This window comes from Paenibacillus azoreducens (assembly GCF_021654775.1).
GTDB lineage: Bacteria > Bacillota > Bacilli > Paenibacillales > Paenibacillaceae > Paenibacillus_AQ > Paenibacillus_AQ azoreducens.
This window is the reverse complement of the sequence record NZ_AP025343.1, coordinates 2885934-2910421: the sequence shown is the minus strand read 5'-3', so window position 1 is coordinate 2910421 and position 24488 is coordinate 2885934. Positions and strand designations below refer to the sequence as shown.

Here is a 24488-nt window from a genome sequence, read left to right as displayed (position 1 = left end):
TCTATTCCTCGAGCTCTCTAAAGTCGACATTTTCCACGATCCAGCGCTTGCGCGGATCGATTTTGTCTCCCATCAGCGTGGACACGCGGCGTTCCGCTTTGGCCGCATCTTCAATTTGGACCTGCAGAAGCGTGCGGGTATCCGGGTTCATCGTCGTCTCCCACAGCTGTTCGGGATTCATTTCGCCAAGACCTTTATAGCGCTGAAGTTCGTAGTTTTTGCCGAATTCCTTGAGATAATTTTGCAGCTGCTCGTCGCTGTATGCATAACGTACAATTTCATGTCTGCCCGATTTGCTCGTAATCTTGTAAAGCGGAGGCTGGGCGATGTATACGCGGCCTTCATCGATCAAAGGTTTCATATAGCGATAAAAGAACGTCAGCAGAAGCACTTGAATATGCGCCCCGTCCGTATCGGCATCCGTCATAATGATGATTTTCGAGTAATTGCTGTCCTCGATTTCGAACTCGGTCCCGATGCCGGCTCCGATCGCATTAATGATCGTGCGGTACTCTTCGTTTTTCATAATGTCCGCGAGCTTGGCTTTTTCCGGATTAAGCGGTTTTCCCTTCAGCGGAAGGATTGCCTGGATTTTGGAGTCCCGGCCCTGCTTGGCCGACCCGCCGGCAGAGTTCCCTTCGACGACAAACAGCTCCGTACGGGTGAAATCCTTGGATTGAGCCGGGCTCAGCTTGCCTCCGAGGCTTGTTCCCTCGCTCCGCTTCTTGCCGCTGCGCATGTCGTCGCGGGCTTTGCGGGCCGCCTCGCGCGCTTTGGAAGCTTGAATCGCTTTTTTGATCAAGGTTTGTGCAACCTGCGGATTCTCCTCAAGGAAAATTTGCATCTTCTCGGTGACGATGGCATCCACCGTACTGCGGGCAGATGCGCTTCCGAGCTGGTCTTTCGTCTGTCCGACGAATTCAACCTCAGCCATTTTGACGCTGATCACCGCCATCATGCCTTCGCGAAGATCATTGCCTTCAAGATTTTTGTCTTTCTCTTTGAGCATATGGTTTTTCCGCGCATAATCGTTCATGATGCGGGTGTATGCCGTTTTAAAGCCCGTTTCATGCGTCCCGCCGCCCCGCGTCGGGATCGAATTGACAAAAGAAGCCAGCGTTTCGGTATACCCTGCGTTATACTGCAGAGCTACCTCCACCTCCACGTCGTCCTTTTCACCGGAAAAATGGATGACGTCATGAAGAACATCCTTGCCCTCATTGAGGAACTCGACAAATTGGCTGGCACCGCCCTCATAATAAAACTCGTCCATGCGATTAAAACGGTCATCCTTGAGTATGATGCGCAAACCGGAGTTCAGGAAAGCGATTTCCTGCAAACGCTCGGCCAATGTATCATAGTTAAACTGGATTCCGTTTTGGAAGACCCGGATATCAGGTTTAAACGTAACCTTCGTTCCGGTCTTGTTGGTATTCCCCAAAACTTCGAGTCCTGTTACCGGTTCGCCGACATGTTCCTTGCCGTTTTTGTCCTGCCAATATTCGAAGCGTTGACGGTGGATTTTGCCGTCGCGGTAGATTTCAACCTCCAGCCATTCGGACAGCGCGTTGGTGACGGATGCGCCGACACCATGCAGGCCGCCTGATTTTTTATATCCGCCGCCGCCGAATTTCCCCCCCGCGTGCAGGATCGTATATACAACCTGCGGCGTAGGTATGCCGGTTTTATGCATTCCTGTCGGAATGCCTCGTCCGTTATCAATGACGGTAATGGAACCGTCTTTGTGTAAATGAATATCGATTCTCGTGCAGTATTTGGCTAAATGCTCATCAACGGCATTATCCACAATTTCCCATACCAGATGATGAAGTCCTGATGTACTCGTGCTGCCAATATACATACCTGGCCGTTTGCGAACCGCAACCAGGCCTTCGAGCACTTGAATGTCGTCTGCCTCGTATCCGCTGTGGCTGCTTTTATTGCCGCCACCCTGCGAAGACTCCGCAAACATATCGATCTGCTCGACCATTCATGCTCCCCCTTTGTGCTTCTTTATGTAGGATCATAAATCCTAAAATGCAAACAGATGTTTTGTTATACTTGTCCATTTTAATTCAAGATATCCCTTTTCGTAAAGACAAGGAATGAGATTGCGATCGCGGCGATCGCCCATGCGGACAAAACCGCTAGCGAAAACGTCAGGTTCATGCCCTCGATTGGAGCCGGCGTTCCGGACAGATAATCAGTGAGTTTCAAGTTCACCATAAACAGATATTTGGCGCTATTCCAAGCGGCTGCCATATTGGTGAGTATCGTTCCGGCAATCAGCGACGCCATCATGACCACGATGCTTGCCGCAGTGCTTCGGACCAGAACGGACACCATAAATGCAAGCGAGGCTATAACTAGCCCGACAAACCAGATCAGCCCGCCCTGCATCAGCAAATATTTCCACTGCGGAACCGCATGCACCGCTGCCATGTCGACATCGGAGCCTGAAATTTGAAATCCTGTAAAGACCGGCAGTTCAAAACCTTTATAACCAAACACGGCGCCCGATACAACGTAGGTAATGATAAAAGCGGAAACGATGATCAGCGAAGTAAACATAAAAAGCGTAATCAGCTTGCTGAGCAGCACTTTCCACCTTTTCACGGGACGCGTCAGCAGCATTTTGATCGTTCCGCTTGTTCTCTCCCCGGATACTATATCGGAAGCAATGGCCATGATGAGAAGAGGAATGAACAAATTTATGGAATTATTCATAAACTCGCGCGTAAACGTAACCCCGTTCGGTGCATTCGGGTTGACGTCATGGTCCAGGTAATATTGAAGCTGCTGCACGAAAATTTTCCTGAATTTCTTCCATTCATCCGGCACCCGATCACTTGCCAGCGAATTCTCATTATCCGTTATTTGCTGCTGAACTTCAAGCCGCCAGTCGCCCGCAAATTTTTCCCGCGTCCGCTCGGCAGAACGCATCTGTGCATAAACGAACATCGGAACGAGCACCGCCAGAATCAGCAAAATCACATAAAATCGCTTCTTTTTGACAATTTTAATGGTTTCATTCTTGATCAGTGGCAATACGCTAATCAATGTTCTCACCTTCCGTCATTTTCAGGAACAGCTGCTCTAGAGTCGGATTAATTTTATGTACCCCCTGAACAAGAATTCCCGAAGAAGTCAGATGGGATACCGCGCTCGCAATATCCTCTTCATTCATGGCGGTGACAATGGAGTTTGCGCTCATGCCGGCGATAATCGTATCATCCAGCACCGCATCCACTTCCTCGATGATCTCGACGCCATGCCAGGCCTCTAGCTCGCGTTTTCCCTCTTCGGCAGGCTCCAAGTCCCAAATCACGTATTTCGCGTTCGCAGCCACTAGTTCCCCTACCTCGCCGACAGCCAGAACTCGCCCGCGGCTGATGATCGCCACCCGATCGCATAAAAGCTGGATTTCGCTCAGCAGATGGCTCGAAACGAAAACGGCAAGGCCCCCTTCCGCAAGTTCGCGGATGAATTGTCGCAGTTCTTTGATGCCTTTGGGATCAAGACCGTTTGTCGGCTCGTCGAGAATCAGCAGCTTCGGCCTACCCAGAAGCGCTTGCGCAATGCCAAGCCGCTGCCGCATGCCAAGCGAATAAGTCTTCACCTTGTCATGAATCCGCTGATCCAGCCTGACAATATCCACGACTTCCTGAATCCGTTCCTTGTCAATGCCGGGCTGCATCCTTGCAAAATGCTCCAGATTCTCCCACCCCGTCAAATAAGTATAGACTTCGGGATTTTCGACGATCGAACCGACATAGCGAAGCGCTTGTTCCTGCTGTTTGTTCACGTCAAAACCGCATACTTTGATAATGCCGCTGCTCGGCTTGATCAAGTCCACCAGCATACGGATCGTGGTCGTTTTCCCTGCACCGTTCGGACCCAAAAACCCGAAAATTTCACCCTGCCGGACATCAAACGTCACGTCCTCAATAATCCATTTCCGTCCGATTTTTTTCTTCACATGCTCAACCGATAAAACGATACTGCCCTTTCGCGCAGATTCCGCCGCAGACATTCTCTTCGCTCCTTTCGCTTCCGGTATGTGAAAATAAGGTTGTTCACACACGCACTATATGTCAATGAAGCCCTTGTACAATCCGTACCGCAATTTGCTGATACCCGTCGCCATTCGGATGAAAATGGTCCGAAGACAAATATTTATCCAAATGATTCTGAAAAATATCGAAAGTCGGCACAAGAGTCATGTTGCTGTAATGGTTCATCGTCTCGAGCGCCGTTTGGTTCCAAGACGCCACCGCCTGGTTGCCTGGGATCTGCAGTTCCTGCATATCTCCAAACGGATTATATAGGCCGACATAGACAATGGTCGCAGCCGGATTAATGGCACGGATTCGTTCCAATATGGCTTTAAGCTGCGTGGAAGCTTTCGGCAGCCCCTTCAAAAGATCCTTGGGGTCAAGCTCCTGCCTTTTTGCAGTTGAAGCGGTGCCGGCATTACCTTTGGAAATAAGGTCGGCGCCTCGAAACAAGTCATTACCCCCGATCGAAAGGAGAATGATGTCGGCTTGTCCCAGTACATATTGGGTTCCGCGCTCTTCCAACTTCGGCAGGAGCCCCGTTGTGGTGAGGCCGTTAATGCCAAGATTATTCAGAAGCTGCACCTTTTTGCCTGTGCTGGCCGACAGCTCATTGACCGTTCGTCTGGCGAACCCCATGCCGGAATGGTCTCCCGTTCCCTTGGCAAGCGAATCGCCGATAACCGCAATTTTCAGTTCCTTTTTGGCACCCGGATTCTCAGCAGCGGCTCCTTCCTGAGGGTTTGTTTGCGGAGCAGCCAGCTCTTTTCCCGCTTGCGGATACTGTATGTCCTGAATCGCATAAACAAATCCGGCGAGCAGCAGCAGGGAAGCCAGAATGGAGATTACGCTTACGATGCGCCAGATCCACTTCGATGAATTCAAAACCGATCCCTCCATTTTCGCGTGATGACATATTCAATCTCTTCCGTTAGATACATATGTACATAAACATAAGACTTCTAAGTTCAATTTGCAAATGCGACCGCCGGGATATGTATTAAATAACCCCGCAAAGAGTATCGGAAAGAAGTAAGGGCGTCCCTCAAAGAGGGGCGCTTTTGCGGAGCAAAAGTACTGAGTGGGGGCTATGCTTCGATGCTTAGTCCAAATACCTTGCGGGGACCCCAAAAAAACTTAAAAGTCCGATCATCTTGAAAAAGCCCGTTTCCATCAAGGAAACGGGCTTGTATAAACATGTATTAGTTCGCGATAAATTCTTGTACCCAATATCCGTTGTAGTAAGCTACACCGATCGTAGTGTAGTTGCCGTTCAAAATGTTGGCACGGTGGCCGGAACTGTTCATCCACGCGTTCATGACATCAGATGGAGTTTTTTGGCCTTTTGCAATATTCTCTCCCGCGTAGCTGAAAGAAATACCATATTTCTTCATCATATCAAACGGAGAGCCGTAAGTTGGGGAGTTATGGTCAAAGTAATTGTTGTTGTTCATGTCTTTAGCTTTGTCCATCGCCATGTTGGACAGTTTTGCATTTTCGGTCAGCGGTTTCAGGCCGGCTTTGGCGCGCTCCTGATTCACCAGCTTGATCACTTCTGCTGCATAACCGGAAGCCGATTGATCCGGTTTGGTCGTTTCGGACGGTTTGGATGTCTCAGGCTGGGACGGTTTAGGCTGCGGTTTGGATGTTTCAGGTTGGGACGGCGCAGGTTTGGAAGTTTCCGGCTTGCTTGGCTGAGGCACCGTTGTTTGACCCGTACCTGGGCATTCGAATTGATATTTGTAATCGAAAGATCCTCCGTTGTTTTGCAGCAGCTGTTGCAAGTAAGCTTGAAGATCGTCCGCAGACTGAATGTTTACTTGTAACGGAATTTTTACTTGCTGTGCCGGAGCTGCCGATGCCGAACCTGCTCCCAGCAAGCCTACCGACAACACGGCTGCGGATGCTGTGCTGAGCAAAACCTTAATCATCTTGTTGTTCTTCATGGATCCATCTCCTTCTCATGCTGTTCTTCAGAATCGCAATCGTTCTGGTTACAAAGTTGTCATTACTTCCGCAAATATTGTAACATGCTTGTTTCCATTGTGGAGACCACAAATAATGGAAGGAAATTTCCATCAAGCCTATATAGCGGAAAGATGGGGTCCGAAACTTGGCGATGGATAGCCGAATGAACGGCACAAAATAAGGGGAATCAAGCGAAAACCGCTTAAATCCCCCCTTTCAATCAGGCATCCCAAAACAGACAAAACCGGTAAAAAGATTGGCTTGTTATTTCTTGGCAGCATATTTGCGCATGTCGAATGCGACAGCCGCAACAATGATCATACCTTTGACGATCAGCTGCCAGTAAGGACTAATGCCGATAAAAGTCAAACCATAGTTGATGATCGTAAAAATCAATACGCCAACCATCACGCCAGGCACCGTACCGATGCCGCCAGTCGTGGACACCCCGCCGACTACGCAGGCCGCTATGGCGTCAAGCTCGTACATGTTGCCGTAGTTATTGGTAGCCCCGCCGGTTCTGGAAGCTTCAAGCACGCCGGCAAGACCGTACAAAGCGCCGGCAATCATGTATATATAAATCAAATATTTAGCGACATGAATCCCGGACACTTTGGCTGCTTGCACATTGCCGCCGATGGCGTACATGTTTTTGCCAAGCTTTGTCTTGTTGAAGATGACCCAGACGATAAACGCCACGAATATCGCGATTAACACAATATAGGGAATGGAGAACTGCCCGGTTCCGATCGAGCCGGTTCCGATATTGGTGAAGTCCTGGCGCAGGCCGCCAATCGGCTGCGAGTTATTCGGTTTCATATCAAAATACATGGAATTGATGCCGTATACGGCAACCATCGTGCCTAGCGTCGCGATAAATGGCGGCACATTCAGCTTGGCAACCACCAACCCGTTGATGAGCCCGCACACCAGGCCGACCAAAATAGCCAGTAGGATTGGCACAAACAATCGAAGCTGCGGCAAATCAGGGAAAAACCGGTTGGCATACTGTGCGGTTTGCAGCATTGAAGCTGAAACAACGGCGGTCAAACCGACAATTCTTCCAGCCGACAGGTCCGTTCCGGCGGTAATCAGAATAAAAGCGACTCCTAAAGCAATAATCGCTCTGGTGGAGGATTGAATCAAAATATTTCGCAGCGAATCCATGGACAAAAATGACGGATTATAAATGGTGATTCCAATCACAAGCAGCACCAGCACAATATAGATCGCATACTGGGACGTAAAATCCCGGATCGTTGTGGTGCCCCTCTCTTTGGTTATATTCAACATGGGCTCTCCTCCTTCGATGACTTAATGCTGCGCGGCCAGCCGCATAATTTCCTCTTCCGTAGCGGCCTCGCCATCCAGAATGCCGGTAAGGCGCCCTTCCGACATCACCATAATTCGATCAGACATTCCGATCAGCTCAGGCATTTCGGATGAAATCATGATGATGCTTTTGCCCTGCTTCGCCAGATCATGAATAATGGTGTAGATTTCGAACTTGGCCCCCACATCAATCCCGCGCGTCGGTTCGTCGAGCAAAAGAATATCCGGCTCCGTCAAAAGCCACCTGGCCAATAACACCTTCTGTTGGTTGCCGCCCGAAAGATTCATGATCAGCGTGCTTGACGTAGGCGTTTTGGTGCGAAGCTTTTCGACCATAATATCCGATTCTCTTCGTTTTCTCTTGCCGTCAAGGAAAAACAGCAGCTTGCGGTACCTGCCGAGACTTGCAATCGATGCATTTTCATGGACGGGCAATACCGGAAAAATCCCCGTAACGCGCCGTTCTTCCGTAAGCAGCGCCATGCCCTGCTTAATGGCATCTTCCGGCGATTTGATTTTCACCTCTTTGCCGCGTATTTTGATCTGGCCGGTGGATATCCCGCGCAGTCCAAACAGAGCTTCGATCAGTTCGGTACGCTGCGCGCCAACCAAACCGCCGATGCCCAAAATTTCCCCCTTGCGTAGCTCAAAGGAAACATCCTTGAAGGATTTGGGCAGATGTGATGTTATGCCCTTCACTGAAAGCACGACTTCTCCCGGCGTATTTTCGCGGTCCGGAAAACGCTGCGTCAAATCCCGACCTACCATTTTTGCAATAATCAGATCCGTCGTCAGCTGGCTGGCTGGCCAAGTGCCGATTCTTTGCCCGTCGCGCATAATCGTGACCTCATCGCTGATTTGCAGGATCTCCTCCATTTTGTGCGAAATATATATAATGGCGACGCCGCGTTTCTTCAAATCCCGGATAATCCGGAACAAATGCTCAACTTCAACGCTCGTTAAGGATGATGTCGGTTCATCCATGATGATGATCTTGGATTGAAAGGACACCGCCTTGGCGATTTCGATCGACTGAACCTTGGAAACCGACAGCTTGCCCACGATGGTGCCGGGATCCACATCGATATCAAGCTGGCGAAAAAGCTGCTCCGTCTCTTGATGCATTTTTTTATGGTCGATAAAACGAACGGGTCCAATCCCTTTGGTAGGAAAACGGCCCAGCCAAATATTCTCCATGACACTTCGCATCGGCACGGGATGCAGTTCCTGGTGAATCATGGATATGCCGTTATTCAGCGCATCCTTCGAATTATGGATTTGTACCTTCCGGCCATCCAGCATAATCTCGCCCGCATCAGGCGAATAAATACCGTACAGGCATTTCATCAAGGTCGACTTGCCGGCCCCATTCTCACCCATTAAGGCATGTACCGTCCCGGGTCTGACCTGCAGCGTGACATTGTCCAGCGCTTTAACGCCGGGGAATTCCTTGGAAATCCCGTTCATCTCCAATAAATACATGTTTTGAGCCATAGACTTCCGCTCCCTGCTCCTCATCCATGCCGTGATGAAGACGGCCCCAGGCCGCCTCCCACGGCAGAATGGTTTTTACGCCGAATTTATTTCGCGTCGTTGATATTGTCCTTCGTGATTTTCTTGTACGGGATCCATACATATTGGTTATCCGTAATATCAAAACCGATATTATCTTTGGAAGGCGTTTCGCCTTTTGCCAGCACCGAGGCTAGGGCAACGACAGCTTTGCCCTGGTTGTTCGCGTCATTGAGCACCGTGCCAAGCATCGTTCCATCCTCCAATGCCTGCAGCGCGGGAGCAGTCGCGTCAACGCCGACAACCGGGATCGTTTTGCCGTCCTTGAAATATCCCGCAGCCTTCAGCGCCTCGATCGCGCCCAGGGCCATGTCATCGTTGTTTGCCAGCACGGCTTCGATTTTGTCGCCATGGGCGCCAAGGAAGGCCGCCATTTTTTCCTGGCCTTTAACACGGTCCCACATGGCTGTGTCTTCTTCTACCTTTTCAACCTTTATGCCGGCTTTTTCAATCGCTTCGACGGAAAATTTCGTGCGCAGCTCGGCGTCCTGATGCCCGGGCTCGCCTTTCAGCATGACGTACTGCAGCACGCCGTCCTTGTTTTTGTCCGCTTCCGGATGGGCTTTCCAATAATCGGCGATCAACTCGCCGGACATGGTGCCGGATTCTTCGGCTTTCGCTCCGACGTAATAAACTTTATCCCATTTTTTCATGTCCTCGGGCAAAGGCTCGCGGTTCAGGAAGATCACCGGAATATTAGCCGCTTTCGCCTTATCGATAATGACTCCCGCCGCCGTTCGGTCAACCGGATTGATGACCAGCGCATCCGCTTTTTTCGAGATAAAGAGATCCACCTTGTCGTTTTGCGTCGGTTGAGAATTTTGACTGTCTACGATGTCCACTTTGGCTACGCCTTCGGCATTTGCTTTAATGGAATTGCGGACGCCTGTCATAAACGTATCGTCAAACTTATAGATCGCTACGCCGATGGACGCTTCTTTTCCGCTGCCGCCGCCTTTGCCGGCGTCGCTTGCGCTTTTGTCGCCCCCGCTTGAGCACCCTGCCATAACCGATGCGAGCAAAGCGCTTGCGAGAAATACGGAAGTTATTTTTTTCATCTTCATCATGACCTCCTGATTATCCGCTGATTTAGGCGCGGATCAAAAAATAGTAAATCAGATTTGCAATGGTCTATTAATTTTTGATCGCGCTTATCGCATCCCGTGGATACGTTTTCATTATGCTGAATCCGGCATTCGTTTCGAATACAAAATTCTCATTTGTTCTATAAAAATTCTCATGACTTCCCAAAGCGAGTCCGCATTATTTTACGAATGGAAACATCTGCTTCTGGTTTTCAGGCCAAAGCATATTATCCAAATCGATCAATTTGGAGCCGGTGTCCACCCGCTCGGGAATCTCGATCCCTTCCAACGCCTGAACCGCAAGCTGCACCGCAAGATAGCCGTTGTTAAACGGATTTTGGATAACGGTTCCCTGCACAATACCTTCCTGAAGCATCTCCATCACGTTGGTCGTACTGTCAAAAGTAATCAGTTTGACCCGTTCACCGTATCCCAGTCTCCGGATTTCCTCCGCCGTTCCAATCGAAGCGATCTCATTCAGGGCAACTATACCGCTTAGATCCGGATGCTCAGCCAGCATTTTGCGGGTCAACCGCCTCGCTTTCTCCTCATCGGAATCGCAGTATTCGATATCCACCACCTCGACTCCCGGAAAGCGGGCGGCATAATCCATAAACCCTTGTTCCCGCTCGTCGGCATTTTTTGCCCCTTTCACAAAATTCATGACGCCGATCCGGCTTTCGACCCCCGTTAGTTTAATCAGCCTATCCGCCGCCTTCTGCCCGGCTTCATAGTTATTCGTGCCGACAATGGATTTGACCCGCGCGGAAGCCACCTCCGAATCCATCGATATGACCGGGATTTTGTAATAAGCGGCGCGATCCGTCACTTGTGCGAGTTTCATATAATCGATCGCGGATAAAATAATGGCGTCGGCATGATCCCTGATGGACTCGTCCACCAGCCGTATCTGCTCGTCGATATCGTTTTCCGTCGGGGGAGCTTTGAAGGTAAGATTGACGTTATATTCCTTGGCGGCAACCTCGGCGCCCATTTTGACCGTATTCCAGAAATCGCCGTGATCCATCTTGACGATCATATCCACATTCAGCGGATTTTCCAGCACATGCAAACTTGGGGCCGTGCCGCTGCAAGATGTCATTATGGCGATCAAGATAACCAGCAGCCAAATTCTGATTCGGACCGATCTCATTTTCCTCATGACACCCCTCTTTTCTCCGTCTCGCCATCGCCGGTTTCCACGGGCAGCGTAATCGTCACCGTCGTTCCTGCTTCCAGTTCGCTTTCAAAGCTTAATCCGTAATTTTTGCCGTAGTACAATCGGATCCGTTCATGAACGTTCCGGACGCCAACGCCAGAACCGCCGCTGCGGCTCACGCCTGTCAGAAGCCGGTCCATGACCTGGCGAGACATGCCTAGACCGTTATCGGAAACAGTAATCACCAAGCGGCTATCCTGAATCGAGGCGGAAATGTGGATGTAACCTTCATCGGACATTTTTTCAATCCCGTGAACGATGGCATTTTCCACGATTGGCTGCAAAATCAGCTTCAGTGTCAGACATGACAAAATTTCAATATCATAATCGATGACGTAATTGAATTTATTTTTGAAGCGGATCTTCTGAATGATCAAATAATGCCGTACATGCTCAAGCTCTTCCCCAAGGGTGATGATATTTTTGCCTTTGCTTAAACTGATCCGGAAAAATTTCGAAAGCGAGGTGATGGTCGCGACGATTTCGTCTTTTTTACCTTTTTCCGCCAAACGAACGACCGAATTCAAGGTATTGTATAAAAAATGGGGATTGATCTGGGCCTGCAATACGTCCAGCTCGCTTCTGCGCTTGGCTTCCTGTTCGTAAATGATCTGGTCCATCAACTGCCGGATGCGGTGCAGCATGAAATTAAACCGCTTGGAAAGCTGCACGACCTCATATGCGCCGCTGACCAGGATCGGCGTGCTGAAGTCGCCCTCTCCTACGCTTTGTACAGATTGTTCAAGCCTACGGAGCGGCTGCGCGATCTTGGCGGATACGAATACGGCCAGAATGACCACCGCCGCACAAACAACCAGCAAAAACCAGAAAATAAACTCGTTCAAATCTTTTTTGGTGGTCACGATTTCATCCGGATAGGCTACCCCGATGATTTTCCACTTGATGGGATCAACCGTACGGACGGTGATATAACGCGTTTCCCCGCCAGGATTGTCTGTATAGCTCCCGTAGGCATAATCAAAAACCGGCTCCAGATTCTCATATTTCAGACCTGCGTAGATCAACTGCTGCTGCGGATGATATACGATATTGCCCAGATCATCGATGATGTAGGCGTAGCCTCTTTTTCCCAAGGCGACTTTGCGGCTGAGTTCGTCGATTGTCCGGAAGTTGACGTCTACCAGCAAAATCCCCTTTTTTGTTGCCTCATGATCTCGGTACGTGATCATCCTGCTGAGCGAAACAACCCATTTATATTGGCCTTTGTATAAGTTTTGAATATGGGGGGCGGAAAATGAAAGCTGCTGCGGATGGACATGCGCCGATTCAAACCAGCTTTGCTGCGTAAGGCGGGTGTTGCGCCGCATTTCCAAATTTGGAATATCAAGCACAAGTTTTCCCTCCGGCGAAAACAGCCCCACAGATACCAGATCCTCCCGCGTATCCAGCAACGTTGACAGTTGTTCCCGCAAAATAGGGCTTGTGATGCCTTGCGACTTATGAATCTGATCCTCCACGACCTCAAAGATATCCTGCATCCCCTTAACATAGAGCTCCAGATGATAATCCACCTGCTCAATAATTTGCTGAATGTTCAGATAGGCGTTTTCTTCGGCCGTTTTCGCGAATTTGTTGTAAAGCATGATGCTGACGGCAATAACGACCAAGATAGTCACCAGTGTAAATGAAACCGTGATGATGGTTTGAATGCTGCGAAGTTTAAAAGACAGATGGGGCGCTTTCAACAGTTTCTTTTTGCGTTCGATCTTCAATCGTTTACCGCACCTCCCGAACCGCTTCTGTATGATTTCGGTGAAATGCCGAATTTTTTGCGAAAGCAAAAGCTGAAGTAATTCGGGTCCGTAAATCCGACGGCTTCGGCGATTTCAAACGTTTTCAAATCCGTCGATCGGAGCATCTCCTTCGCCGTCTCCATGCGAATTTGGAGCAAATAATTGACGAAAGTCATTTTGACTTCCTTTTTGAAAATGCTGCTGAAATAACCCGTACTAATATGCAGATGCTGGCAGACCCTATGGATTGAAATATCGCTTTCCCGAAAATGAAGCCGGATGTATTCTTTGGCGTTTTCAACGAGCTGGTTATACCCGCTCTGTCTTCCTTGCGCAATGGAGTTCATCAGTTTAAGACAAATGGCCCCCATCCACTGTTGAACCTCCTGCAGATTATTGTATTTATAAACTTCCGCGAATGGATGTGCTCCTTCGCCAAACAATTCTTCAAGTTCCACGCCGAATTCCTTGGCGACTTTCATGATGCATGCGAGGATTTCCATCAGATACACCTGACAATCCTGAACCGAAAGCTGGGGGATTGGGATGCCGCCAAACATTTTCCCGATCAGTTCTTCCAGCTCCTCGGCTGTCCCTACCTTCATGCAGCGAATCAGCGACTGCTCCTTGAATTCATCGAAAACCAGCGACTCGTTCCGCTCCGTTTCCACGTCCCCGATCCAAATGACACGGTCATTTCCGAGAATGAGCCGGTAATCCAGCGCCTCTACCGCTTTTCGATACGATTGATGGATTTCGCTGGGGTATGGGCACACCGTTCCCGCACCAATCGTCATGGTAAGATTTAAGTACTTGTACACATTGATGCGGATTTCATCAAGCACGGCAAGCGTTTGCTGCGCCGCCAAGGCCGCATCCTTTTCTTCCAGCGCCGCCAGCAAGACACAATCCTCCATATGAATAAAGACATGAAATCCGCTTACTCTACGGCAAATTTCATCGGCGATGTTCAATACGGCAAACAGCTGCAGGTAACGGTCTTCCGAATGTTTTAATGATACGGATGCCCCTCCTTCTTCCCCCTCCTCTTGTAGCACGGCATAGTGATGGACATAATCAATCCGCAGCACGGATGCCATAAAACCCTGCCCGTCCATATTTACGCCGTAACTGCCGCTTTTTTCGCGAATTTCCTCGGATGGCATGCTCCGCGATACCAACTGAGACAAAAAAAGCTCCCTGAGTACAGGAATGCTTTTGCGGTAATGTTCCATTAGGACATGAATGTTTTCTTTTTCGGCTGCCTCATCATCTATTTGCCTTTTAACCTTCAGCACAACCTCCACCAGGTCCTGGGAAGAAAAAGGTTTTAGCAGAAATTCGTCGATTTGCAGCTTGATCGCTTTCTGCGCATATTCAAACTCGTCGTATCCTGTCAAAATGATGATCTTGGTTGCCCTGTAATGTTCGCGAATCCAACCGGCCAGCTGCAGTCCGTCCATAAACGGCATCTGAATATCGGTGACCACCACATCCGGGATATGTTTCTCAAAAAGCTCCGTCGCTTCCATGCCATTTTCGGCAGTATCGACTACTTGAAAACCAAGGCTCTCCCAATCGATCTCTTCGACCAGCCCCTCTCTTACGTCTTCCTCGTCCTCCACCAATAAAAGCTTGTACATCTTCATCCATCCTTTTGATTTTCTATATTGACCGCAAGAGTTTGAAAAGTTATATAAGTTGAACTATATAAGTTGAACCAATGATTATGAACGGAAGGAGGCAGCCGGGTGAAATGTTCTTTCGATCGCTGTTGCTCCCAGATTTCTATGATTTGAACCTCATCTATGGTAGAAATCCGCTCACAAAGGCGAACGCTCCGCTTCTCCAGAATCATTTCCCCCTCTTGCTTTCCCTTTTCATTTTCTTTAGTTCAACTTATATAGCTGTTCCCAGTTCTTTTATGTATTTCAACTTATATAGGCATAAGCAGCGAAAATCCTGTAAACGCTTACGGTTTGATATTTACGTATTCTATCTCAGAGATGGAAAGTTGTAAATTAATGATCTTGCAGCATTAGGAAAACGCCTTTCGTCATACGCTCTAAGAAGTAAGGGCCGCGTAAAAACAAAACGCCCACCCCCATAAAAGGGGCGGGCATATCATCATGTACTGTATTATTTCAGTTTTCTAACAAATTGATATCCAATTTTCTCAAAACCGATATGTTCATAAAAAGCATGGGCAGGTGCCCGTTCAACGCGATTGCCGCTGATCAAGAACAAGGTTTGGCTGCCTTGTGCCTTACTCCATTCTTCCGCATTTCGGATCAGCCGTTTGCCGATGCCTTGACCGCGATGCTCTTTGGAAACGATCAAAGCCGAAACTTGCGTTGCCGTCTCGCTTCTCGCAAAAGATCTCACCTGGTTCAGTGCAACCATCCCGATAACCTTCCCATCAAGCTCGGCAACCATTGTGCAAAGCTTAGGATTGTTCTCAGAAGCCTGGATGCGTTCGCGCATCACATTGATGGTCGTAGGATAATTCAATTCCCGCATCAATGCCGTAACAGCTTCAAGATCGCATTCGCAATTCGATTTGCGAATTTGCAGAGCAGGGGCCAAGATGTTACTGTTCATGATCATATTCCTCCACTTTTAAAAGACTGGCGGCTTGTCTAGCCGTATTCCACGCTTTCTGAAGATCCGCATATCGATCCACGGCAATGGTCTTAACGCCCGCTCGCTGGGCATCGCGTATGATGTTGTTTCCTGCTTCGCCACTGCCCGGCAGCGGCATTTTCATGGTATGTGCAGAAAAAGGAGCACCCCACACCACTTCCTAATTCCCCCCTATTAATGTATACATGTTCCGTATACCTAGGCGCGATCAATAAAACGGCTAAGCCTTTTCATTTCTTGATCTCGCCTTATTAACTATTTTCAGGGTTTAAAAGAAAGAATGCAAGAGTGCTCCGACATTTTCCTGTAAAGTTCACAAACTCGCCTTATTTTTAGGCCGAAAGTCTGTCGAATTTCACACTTTGATTATTGATTTTACAGAACTTTGTTGTAAGATGTCCCAAAAATCCGCGCTTATCGTACGTGTTCCAAAAGGTCCCTCTTATATAAATCTAAACTGCGCTTCGATCAGTCCGTAATAGGTTCCTCGCTGCTGCATCAGCTCCGCATGGTTGCCCTCTTCCTTGATTTCGCCGTGATCAAGCACGACGATTTTATCCGCATGGCGGATCGTTGACAGCCGGTGCGCAACAATGAATGAGGTGCGGCCTTTCAGCAGCACTTTAAGTGCTTCCTGGATTTTAAGTTCGGTTTCCGTGTCGATGCTTGCCGTCGCTTCATCCAGGATCAGAATTCTCGGATCGGCTAGCAAAGCGCGGGCGAATGACAAGAGCTGCCGCTGCCCCATCGAAAGCATATTTCCGCGTTCCTCGACCTCGGTATCATAACCTCCCGGAAGTTTTTCAATGAATTCATGAGCATTGACGGCTTTGGCTACCGCTTCGATCTCCTCATCCGTTGCATCGAGGCGCCCAAACCGGATATTGTCCCGGATCGTGCCCGAGAAGATAAACGTATCCTGCAGCACGATACCGATCTGGCTGCGCAGCGTCTCCAGCTTCACGTCGCGGATATCTAACCCGTCAATCGTAATTTTGCCCTTCGTAATATCATAAAACCGGCTGAGCAGGTTGATAATGGTGCTTTTGCCTGAACCCGTGTGACCGACAAGCGCAATGGTTTGCCCGGCTTTGACGTCCAGATTAATGCCCTTTAACGCCTGGCGTCCCTTTTCGTATTCGAATACGACGTCTTGCAGCTTGATGTCGCCTTGGATTTTCGGCATAGGTACGGCATCCGGTTTGTCGTCGATGTTCGGCTTTTCGTCGATAAACTCGAAGATCCGCTCCGAAGAGGCCATCGCCACCAGCAACTGGTTATACATTTGGCCGAGACGGTTGATTGGTTCCCAGAAGTTTCCGACATAGCTTGAGAATGCTACCAACAAACCGACGGTCAGTTGCCCATCTTGGATCAGGTATGCGCCAAACCAAAACAGGATCAGCGTTCCGACGCCGCCCGTAATTTCAATGAGCGGTCCAAAACCCTGGTTAAGCATGGAAGCCCGGTCCCATGATTTTTTGCTGTCCATGTTCATTTTATCGAAGAAGCGAATATTTTCCTGCTCCTGCGTAAAAGCTTGGGTGACGCGAATCCCTTGAATCGATTCATTCAGATGGGAGTTGATCCGCGAGTTCTTCATCCGGACATCCTGCCAGGCCCGGCGGATTCGTATCCGCAGCTTGGTCGAAATGACGAACATGACCGGTACCGTCAAAATGACGGCAAGACCCAACTTCCAGTTGATGACAAGCAAAATAATGATAATGCCTAACAGCTGCACGCAGTCGATCATCAGATTCACGACACCGCTCGTAAACAGCTCCTGCAGCGAGTTAACGTCGTTGGTAATGCGGACCAGCACCGATCCAGCAGGGCGTTTGTCAAAAAAGTTGAAAGACAGCTTCTGGATATGTTTGAACAAATCGCTTCGCAAGTCATAGATGACGCGCTGTCCGATGATATTCGTAAATTTAATCCGGTACGTACTTGCAAGCCATTGAATAATATAGAGCACAAGGATAATGGCCGTAATCGTGTACAGCATATTCAGGCTTGTAGCCCCATCCTTCGGCGCGATTGCTTTATCGATCGCCATACTGGTCAAATAAGGAACGGTCAGCTTCGTAACCGTGCCGAGCACCATCATCAGGATCACAAGCGGCAGCAGCTGCTTCGCATAAGGCTTCATGTATGAAAACAATCTCGTCAGCTGCGCCCAGTTAAACGGTTTTTCAATGACCTCATCATCCTGATAGACGAATCTTTCTCCGGTTTTGCCGGGTTCGCTCCCCTTCGGCTTGCCGGTATCATTCTGCTTGTATTTCTTGGTTTGCGTTGCCGTATTCATGTCCTCACCCGCTCTTCTGCATTCCCGTTCATCCGGGCAATGTGGTCTGCATATTGTATATGGTATACATCCTGATAAGGACCAGGAACCGCAATCAGCTCCTCATGTTTGCCGCGCTGTACGATTTTGCCTTCATCCAGCACCAGAATTTCGTCGGCATGGCGAAGCGAGGAAATGCGGTGGGCGATAATAAACGTCGTCCGTCCTTTCATGACCTCCTGGAAACCCGACTGAATTTCATGTTCGGTTTCCATATCGACCGCGCTTGTCGCATCGTCCAAAATGAGGATTTTCGGATTTTTGAGCAGGGCGCGTGCGATGGCGATCCGCTGCTTCTGGCCGCCGGACAAGCCCATTCCCCGTTCACCGACGATCGTATCGTAGCCATCGGCCATTTCCATGATGAAATCATGGGCTTTTGCCAGCTTCGCGGCGCGGATAATTTCATCCATCGAGACATCCTTCATTCCGTAAGCGATATTGTTGCGGATGCTCGAGGAGAACAGGAATGTCTCCTGAAATACACTAGCGATCTGACTCCGCAGGCTTTGAACCTGAATATCGTTAATATTGATTCCGTCCAGCTTGATGCTGCCGCTGTTGACGTTGTACGCATGCATCAGCAGCTGAATGATGGTTGATTTACCGGAACCCGTACCGCCGAGAAAGCCGATCACCGTTCCCGGAGGCGCATCCAGATCGATATCTTTGATTGCGGCCAGTTTGTTTCCGTAGGCGAAGGTGACATGTTCAAAGGTCACATGCCCCTTCACATCCTCCGAACGGAGCCGGATCGCATTTTCTTTATCCTGCACATCAATCGGCTGGTTGAGCAGCTCCATGACGCGTTCGCCGGAAGCCTCCGATTGCGTATAGTTATTGATCAAGTACCCGATGTTCCACATCGGACCGATGATATACCAGATCAAGCTGAAGAAAGCAACCAGTTCGCCGAGCGACAATGTTTGGCGGATAACCATCGTGCCGCCCACTCCCAGCAGAGTGACTACGCAAATGCAAGCAAGAAGCTCCATCAGCGGAAAATAGCGGCTCCATATCCCCGATGCGAAAATCTGATTGCTTTTGTACCGTTCATTGCGTAAAGAGAACTTATCGACTTCATGCGGCTCGCGGGCAAAGGATTTAACGGTTCTGACGCCCGTGATGTTCTCCTGAACAGAGGTGGTCAAAGCGCTGAGCGCAAGACGCATCTCCTGGAAAGCCGGATGAATGCGGTTCTCGAATTTCAAGGCGACGATAACCAGAAACGGAATACTGATCATCGTAATCAACGTAAGCTGCCAACTGATGGACAGCATGACGATGGCGCCGAACAGCACCATTAACATCGTGTTTAAAATTTGCGGAATCCCGAAAGCAATAAACTGGCGGATAGCTTCGAGATCCCCGGTCAAACGGGACATCAAGTCTCCGGTTCTGGCCGTGTCGTAATAGCGGAAAGACAAAACTTGCAGTTTCTCGTAGCAGCCGTTCCGTAAACGGTATGCCAGATAGTTCCCCATTCTGCCGCCAAAGAAACCGCTTAAAAATTGCATGAGTGCTTTGACGACTACAACTGCAATCACGGTTAATGCCAGCATGGGAACCAGCTCAAAGTGCTGCGGCATAATCGCATCATCGATCAGTTTGCGCAGCAGGTTCGGGGTTACAAGCCCCAATGCAGTCGCTATGGCGAGGCAGAGTATAGATAGATATAATAAACTTCTCTTCTCCCAAAAAAAGCTCTGCATTTGCCTGAGAACATTCATGGTTCTCCTCCTTCGTATCATCTCAAATCTTCATCGCTTTCCCTTGGAAACGATGTTGAATATTTATGAAGTTTAACATCGTCTTACACAGGCGGCAAAGAGGATAACCGGGCATATTTTCGCGGCTTTGGCATTCTCTGGTCATTACCTTCGGATAATCACAAATTACTTATCAAATCATTTAAAATCCTCGATATCTCTGCCTAACCCGATAACAAAAAATCCCCTCCATGTCAAACTCCTGCCAGAAAACATCCAGAGCAGCTATTTTTACGTTATTTTTCTTTCGAAAACGTTTTAAATTCTGAGGGGGGTCATTGATAAAAACAGCAGGAAATTCGTATGTAAATATTATTTTTGCGGAAAGACGTATCACAATGCGATCCCATCGACGATATGAACCTCCTGTATGCAATCCCAATCCCAACATGTTTTAAGTAAGCTTGAAGCATCGGGATATAAACCCTCTTGCCTATCCCTTTTCATTTTCTTTAGTTCAATTTATATAGGTTCAAATCCTTGATATAAATCCATTATGAATTGGATTCAGGGCACAAGCTTTTTCAGACAGTTGATCATATGATCAGGCAAAATGTTGCGAAAGTGCATCCTTTTCAGGAATTTTATAACGTAAATGTAAAAATTGTTGCGAAAGTACATCCATTTGACCATGAATCGTCTGTTTATGCCTAAAAGCTGGGGAAAAGATGCACTTTTGCAAGCTTTCTAGCAATAATTTCCTGGGACGCTAAAATAGATGCACTTTTGCAAGCTTTCCATATAAGTTGAACTAAAGAAAAGCATAAGGAATATCGCCTGAACATTTCAATTTTATCGGGATCGTCTTGTTGGTCAAATCCTTGATCCATCTCACCCGCATGGCGGGTGGTTTTATATTTCGCGCGTTTCATGCACTCAACTGGCTAAAGCCAAAATTAAAAGGAGCGCCATCCTGCGCTCCTTTACATCGAAAAAACGTTTTTATAAAGATATAAGAATGTATAAACCTCAAAAAGCTTACATCCTAATTCCGCAAGGAAAATTCCCGCTAAACGCGGTCTGTCTTCTTTGTGAGTACGTCGATAGACGTTTTTCTTTTTCTTTTTGGTTCGTTTATGTTATGCCAGCGACTCTTCCAGCTCCCGAAGCTGCGCGGCCAGCTGATCCCAGGCTTCAGGCCGCTCCCCGGAAGACAATGATGCATTGGCCGCCTCCATGGCTTCATGCAGCTGTTGTTCCAGCTTTTGCTTTTGCTGCTTCTGGGCTTCCGCAACCAGATTGCTATAGAATTGTACAAGATACTCATGTTTGGCCGACACTTCTGCGCCCAGCGCCTCCTTGATCACAGGCTCTATCGCATTTCTCAGCTTCTCCCGGCCGCCGTTTTCGAAGAAATGTTTCGGCGACTTAAACAGCTGCCAGAAGGAACTCCAGTCCACAAAATCCGCAAGGCCTCCATCGCTCCAATCCGGCGATCCCCACTGCCCTTCTTCCGGTGGTGCCAGCATGATCGCCGGATCATAATCGCGGATGTCCGCGGCGGCATCCGCGGCGGCTGTGCGCAAAATCGCTTTCCCTTTATTCTCAAGGCGCAGCGTCGTCGCCCACAGCTCCTGCTCCAGTTCGCGTACCACCGTCCGCTCAAGCTCCCGGCCGCAGTCGGCAAAAATGCGCTTAAGCTGGCCTACCTCTTCCCGAAGAACGGATGGATGGAATGCTTCCGCGAAAAACTCGCCTAAGCCGAAGCCGATCCGCTGTTTGACATGGAACAGCAGCTCGCGTGTTTCCTGCTCCATTTCACGGGAAAGATCCTTGTCCGCAAAGGCTTCGATGCGTTTCAAGGCAGTCCGGTTGATCTCCTGCAGCTGCCGGCGGCGCTGCTCCCTTGAGCCCGCATCCTGCCGGGCCATTCTGGCCCATTCGGCAACGCGTTGGCGTACCGTCGAGATTTCCTGGACGCTTCCTGCCAAGGACAGCTTCGGCAGTTCTTCTCCGGCAAAAGCTGCAAGCGCCTGTTCAAAGTCAGAGATGCCCGACTCCGCGTACATTTCCGCATCTCCCGCCAGTTTTCCTTCCAGCGCTTTCATGCTGGAGACTGGATAAATATGCGGAAGCCTGATGCCTCTGGCTTTCAAATTGGCTTCTACGTGCTGAACAACCTGCTCCAGCTCTTCTTCTGATGAAGCCAGGTCCGATGCATTGACGATAAAAAACATTTTGTCGAGGGCGAAGCTGTCTTTCACTCGGCCCAGCTGGGTCAAAAACTGGCGGTCGCCCTTGGAAAATGCGTGATTATAATACGTCACGAAAACGATCGCGTCCGCATGTTTCATATATTGGAAGGTAACCCCCGTATGCCGGGCGTGAAGCGAATCCGCCCCCGGCGTATCCACCAGCACGATGCCCTGCTCGGTAAGCGGGCAGCTGTAATACAAATCGATCGACTCAACAAAGCAGGACCGGGTCTCGTCAGCGACAAACGTCTTGTAATTGTCCAGATCCGCGAGCTGAGCCGAGCCGAGCAGCGGCTGCATTTCCTTCCAGCCGGCGGCGGCAGCCTTCAGAAAGCCGAAATGGGGCAGCCCGGCCGGATGAATCCCCTCCGGCTGCAGCTGCTCCGCGATTTGGAGCCAACCGTCTTCAGGCGGCGTTCCGAGCTGCAGCACGGAGAAAGAATACTCCAAATCCTCTCTAAACGCAGCCGGTGATTTCATGGTCACCTGGGCCGTGCCGTGTGCAAAGCCATCCTGCGGCGCCAGAATGCGGTTGATCGCCGCCGTCGTCGGATGCGGCGATACGGGCAGCACGCGTTCGCCGAGCAGGGCGCTGGCGAACGACGATTTACCAGCGCTGAACGCTCCGAACAGCGCCAGTGTAAACGAGCCGCCGGCCAAGCTGTCGGCTCGGCTCTGCAGCCCCCGCGCGGCGGAAGCCAGCGCGGGATAGCGCTCCAGCAGCGCCGCCGCATCCTGCAGGCGCGCTGCCGCGGCGTCCAGCCGCTGGCGGCGGCCAAAGGCCGTGCCCCTGCGCGGCTCCGCCCCGCTGCGCGGGGCGCCTGCGGGCGCGGCCGTCCGCGCGCCCGCGTCATGCCCCGGCGGCTGCGCAGCCGCCGGGGCAGGGGCGCTCACCGCCGGCAGGAAGCCGGGGGTGAGCGTAACGCGCGCGGGCAGCAGCCGCTGCACCGCTGCCGTGCGCTCCGCGATGTCCCGATCCAGCTCCATGTATCGGGACATCGCGGCAGACCGCGCCAGCAGCGCGTTTAACGCTGCGACGACGCGCTGCTGCTCTTCCTTGGCGGATTCCGCCACATCCGCCAGTAAATCCTCCGCCGCATCCAGAGCCGCGCGGCGGTACAAGCCCTTGATCTCTGCCGACAACATCCGGCAGTAATTGAGCACATATTCGCCTGACAATACGGCATCCGGCTTCACCGAGCTCTCAAGCAGCCCTTCGCTAATCTCGGGCATGGATGTTTCAATGCTGCGCTGCTTCTCTTCCGTCCATATGTTCAACCCTTGGCCCCAACGCTTCAGAAGCTCAAGCAGATGCCACTGGATTTGGGCCGCTGTCTGTTCCCGCAGCGCTCCCATAAACTTGCCAAGACGCTCCGCTTTCTCCTGCTCCGTCTTGGCGCCAGCAAATAAAAATCCTTTCTTAAAGCCGCTTTTCCGGCTTTCCAAAAATGCTCCCGCCATCTCCCGCAGCTCCGCAGGCGTAATATTCGCATTATCCAGCAACGTATCAACCTGCTTGCGGATGTTCTCGCGTTCGGTTTGCGGCAGCTGCTTCAAACGTTCCATTTCATTGCGGTAGCCGGCAATTTCCGTTTCAAGCCTCTCCGCCTGCTCCTGGCCGCCCATCTCCTCCAGCAGCTGCTGCCGGACATCCTCCAGGGAATCGGCATATTCTTTGGCATGCTGCATGGCGATATGACGCGCAGAACAATCAAGACTGTAATTCAGGATCGGTTCCTGCTTATCAATCAGATTGGAAATCAGTTCTTTCATTTGATTCCATTGATTATATGGATGATCCGGCTTCTTCAGGCTTGTGAACAGGATACTTTCATAATGTACCTGCCAACGCTTAAATGCAGCCTCTACTTCCGCCCTGTAATCCTCAAAAGACAGCTCGCTTTCCCGGTGTTTATCAATCTGATTGACAACCAGATACAGCGGCTTGCCCCAATCGGACAGACTTTTGGCGAACGCCAGATTATTTTCCGATTGGACATGATTATAATCCATCACATATAACACGGTATCCGCCAAATGCAGCGCCGAATGCGTTGCTTTCTGGTGGCTGTCATCGGTTGAATCCACTCCAGGCGTATCCATCAGCACTCCGCGTTCGCCAAGCAGCGGAATATGATCCCATACCTCAACCGAAGAATATGAGCCTCCGTTCGTGCAGTATGCATACAGCTCATCCAGCGAAACGTCCTGCGGACATTTCTCCTCTAAAGGCGTTTTTCCGGCATCGGCCGGATAAATCAAAGCTCGGGGCTGGCCGTTCCGGATCGAAACCACGTTGGCGCTCGTCGGAACCGGGCTTGAAGGCAGCACCTTTTTGCCGCAAAGGGAATTGATCAAACTGGATTTGCCTGCCGAAAAATGGCCGCAAAAAGCGATGGTCATTTCTCCAGCTGCCGCCTTGCCGAGCAAATCGCTTATTAATCGGGAAGATTGGTCATCCTCCCAACCTTTCAAGGACTCCTGCAAACGCTGCAGCGACCCGGTATCTAATTGCATGATTGGACTCGATGTCGACATACTTGCCT

General features: G+C 50.0%; 16 protein-coding genes. All 16 read right to left on the bottom strand.

The window, feature by feature from the left end:
* Window position 1: 1 nt before the first annotated feature.
* The 16 genes from parE to L6442_RS12580 all read right to left on the bottom strand — a co-directional run bounded on the left by parE (window position 2) and on the right by L6442_RS12580 (window position 24480).
* Window positions 2-1990, bottom strand: a complete 1989-nt coding sequence (gene parE / locus L6442_RS12655) for a DNA topoisomerase IV subunit B (RefSeq protein WP_212977220.1) — start codon at window positions 1988-1990, stop codon at window positions 2-4.
* A gap of 80 nt (window positions 1991-2070) precedes the next feature.
* The gene (locus tag L6442_RS12650; RefSeq protein WP_212977219.1) at window positions 2071-3060 is read right to left on the bottom strand and encodes an ABC transporter permease; all 990 of its coding nucleotides are present in this window, start codon (window positions 3058-3060) and stop codon (window positions 2071-2073) included.
* Window positions 3053-4033 (bottom strand): ABC transporter ATP-binding protein, encoded by a 981-nt coding sequence (locus L6442_RS12645; protein WP_212977218.1) that lies wholly within the window; start codon window positions 4031-4033, stop codon window positions 3053-3055. Before L6442_RS12645 ends, L6442_RS12650 begins: the two co-directional genes overlap by 8 nt.
* 61 nt (window positions 4034-4094) lie before the next feature.
* Window positions 4095-4940 (bottom strand): GDSL-type esterase/lipase family protein, encoded by an 846-nt coding sequence (locus L6442_RS12640; protein WP_212977217.1) that lies wholly within the window; start codon window positions 4938-4940, stop codon window positions 4095-4097.
* A gap of 317 nt (window positions 4941-5257) precedes the next feature.
* Complete coding sequence (locus L6442_RS12635) at window positions 5258-6001, bottom strand: CAP domain-containing protein (protein ID WP_212977216.1); 744 nt, start codon at window positions 5999-6001, stop codon at window positions 5258-5260.
* Window positions 6002-6287: 286 nt separating this feature from the next.
* On the bottom strand, window positions 6288-7316 hold the full coding sequence (gene mglC, locus L6442_RS12630; RefSeq protein ID WP_212977215.1) for a galactose/methyl galactoside ABC transporter permease MglC: 1029 nt from the start codon (window positions 7314-7316) through the stop codon (window positions 6288-6290).
* A gap of 21 nt (window positions 7317-7337) precedes the next feature.
* Window positions 7338-8849: a sugar ABC transporter ATP-binding protein gene (locus tag L6442_RS12625; RefSeq protein ID WP_194232141.1), complete on the bottom strand. Its 1512-nt coding sequence runs from the start codon at window positions 8847-8849 to the stop codon at window positions 7338-7340.
* Window positions 8850-8935: 86 nt separating this feature from the next.
* Window positions 8936-9985 (bottom strand): galactose ABC transporter substrate-binding protein, encoded by a 1050-nt coding sequence (locus L6442_RS12620; RefSeq protein ID WP_212977214.1) that lies wholly within the window; start codon window positions 9983-9985, stop codon window positions 8936-8938.
* 205 nt (window positions 9986-10190) lie between these two features.
* Window positions 10191-11174 carry a substrate-binding domain-containing protein gene (locus L6442_RS12615; RefSeq protein ID WP_237100291.1) on the bottom strand — a complete coding sequence of 328 codons (984 nt, stop codon included), beginning with the start codon at window positions 11172-11174 and terminating at the stop codon, window positions 10191-10193.
* On the bottom strand, window positions 11171-12964 hold the full coding sequence (locus L6442_RS12610; protein WP_237100290.1) for a sensor histidine kinase: 1794 nt from the start codon (window positions 12962-12964) through the stop codon (window positions 11171-11173). The genes L6442_RS12615 and L6442_RS12610 overlap by 4 nt, the downstream gene beginning before the upstream one ends.
* A complete protein-coding gene (locus L6442_RS12605) occupies window positions 12961-14628 on the bottom strand; it encodes a response regulator (RefSeq protein WP_212977213.1) in 1668 nt (555 codons plus the stop codon). Before L6442_RS12605 ends, L6442_RS12610 begins: the two co-directional genes overlap by 4 nt.
* Before the next feature lie 496 nt (window positions 14629-15124).
* Window positions 15125-15586: a GNAT family N-acetyltransferase gene (locus L6442_RS12600; protein ID WP_228101142.1), complete on the bottom strand. Its 462-nt coding sequence runs from the start codon at window positions 15584-15586 to the stop codon at window positions 15125-15127.
* On the bottom strand, window positions 15576-15785 hold the full coding sequence (locus tag L6442_RS12595; RefSeq protein ID WP_194232145.1) for a hypothetical protein: 210 nt from the start codon (window positions 15783-15785) through the stop codon (window positions 15576-15578). The genes L6442_RS12600 and L6442_RS12595 overlap by 11 nt, the downstream gene beginning before the upstream one ends.
* 285 nt (window positions 15786-16070) lie before the next feature.
* Window positions 16071-17939: an ABC transporter ATP-binding protein gene (locus L6442_RS12590; RefSeq protein WP_212977212.1), complete on the bottom strand. Its 1869-nt coding sequence runs from the start codon at window positions 17937-17939 to the stop codon at window positions 16071-16073.
* Window positions 17936-19708 (bottom strand): ABC transporter ATP-binding protein, encoded by a 1773-nt coding sequence (locus tag L6442_RS12585; protein WP_212977211.1) that lies wholly within the window; start codon window positions 19706-19708, stop codon window positions 17936-17938. The genes L6442_RS12590 and L6442_RS12585 overlap by 4 nt, the downstream gene beginning before the upstream one ends.
* Window positions 19709-20826: 1118 nt before the next feature.
* A complete protein-coding gene (locus L6442_RS12580; protein WP_212977210.1) occupies window positions 20827-24480 on the bottom strand; it encodes a dynamin family protein in 3654 nt (1217 codons plus the stop codon).
* Window positions 24481-24488 lie beyond the last annotated feature (8 nt).

Coding starts and splice junctions, on each gene's coding strand:
- parE (WP_212977220.1), bottom strand. CDS start 1,990: ATGGTCGAGCAGATCGATATGTTTGCGGAGTCTTCGCAGGGTGGCGGC.
- L6442_RS12645 (WP_212977218.1), bottom strand. CDS start 4,033: ATGTCTGCGGCGGAATCTGCGCGAAAGGGCAGTATCGTTTTATCGGTT.
- L6442_RS12635 (WP_212977216.1), bottom strand. CDS start 6,001: ATGAAGAACAACAAGATGATTAAGGTTTTGCTCAGCACAGCATCCGCA.
- mglC (WP_212977215.1), bottom strand. CDS start 7,316: ATGTTGAATATAACCAAAGAGAGGGGCACCACAACGATCCGGGATTTT.
- L6442_RS12625 (WP_194232141.1), bottom strand. CDS start 8,849: ATGGCTCAAAACATGTATTTATTGGAGATGAACGGGATTTCCAAGGAA.
- L6442_RS12620 (WP_212977214.1), bottom strand. CDS start 9,985: ATGAAAAAAATAACTTCCGTATTTCTCGCAAGCGCTTTGCTCGCATCG.
- L6442_RS12615 (WP_237100291.1), bottom strand. CDS start 11,174: ATGAGGAAAATGAGATCGGTCCGAATCAGAATTTGGCTGCTGGTTATC.
- L6442_RS12605 (WP_212977213.1), bottom strand. CDS start 14,628: ATGTACAAGCTTTTATTGGTGGAGGACGAGGAAGACGTAAGAGAGGGG.
- L6442_RS12600 (WP_228101142.1), bottom strand. CDS start 15,586: ATGAACAGTAACATCTTGGCCCCTGCTCTGCAAATTCGCAAATCGAAT.
- L6442_RS12590 (WP_212977212.1), bottom strand. CDS start 17,939: ATGAATACGGCAACGCAAACCAAGAAATACAAGCAGAATGATACCGGC.
- L6442_RS12585 (WP_212977211.1), bottom strand. CDS start 19,708: ATGAATGTTCTCAGGCAAATGCAGAGCTTTTTTTGGGAGAAGAGAAGT.
- L6442_RS12580 (WP_212977210.1), bottom strand. CDS start 24,480: ATGTCGACATCGAGTCCAATCATGCAATTAGATACCGGGTCGCTGCAG.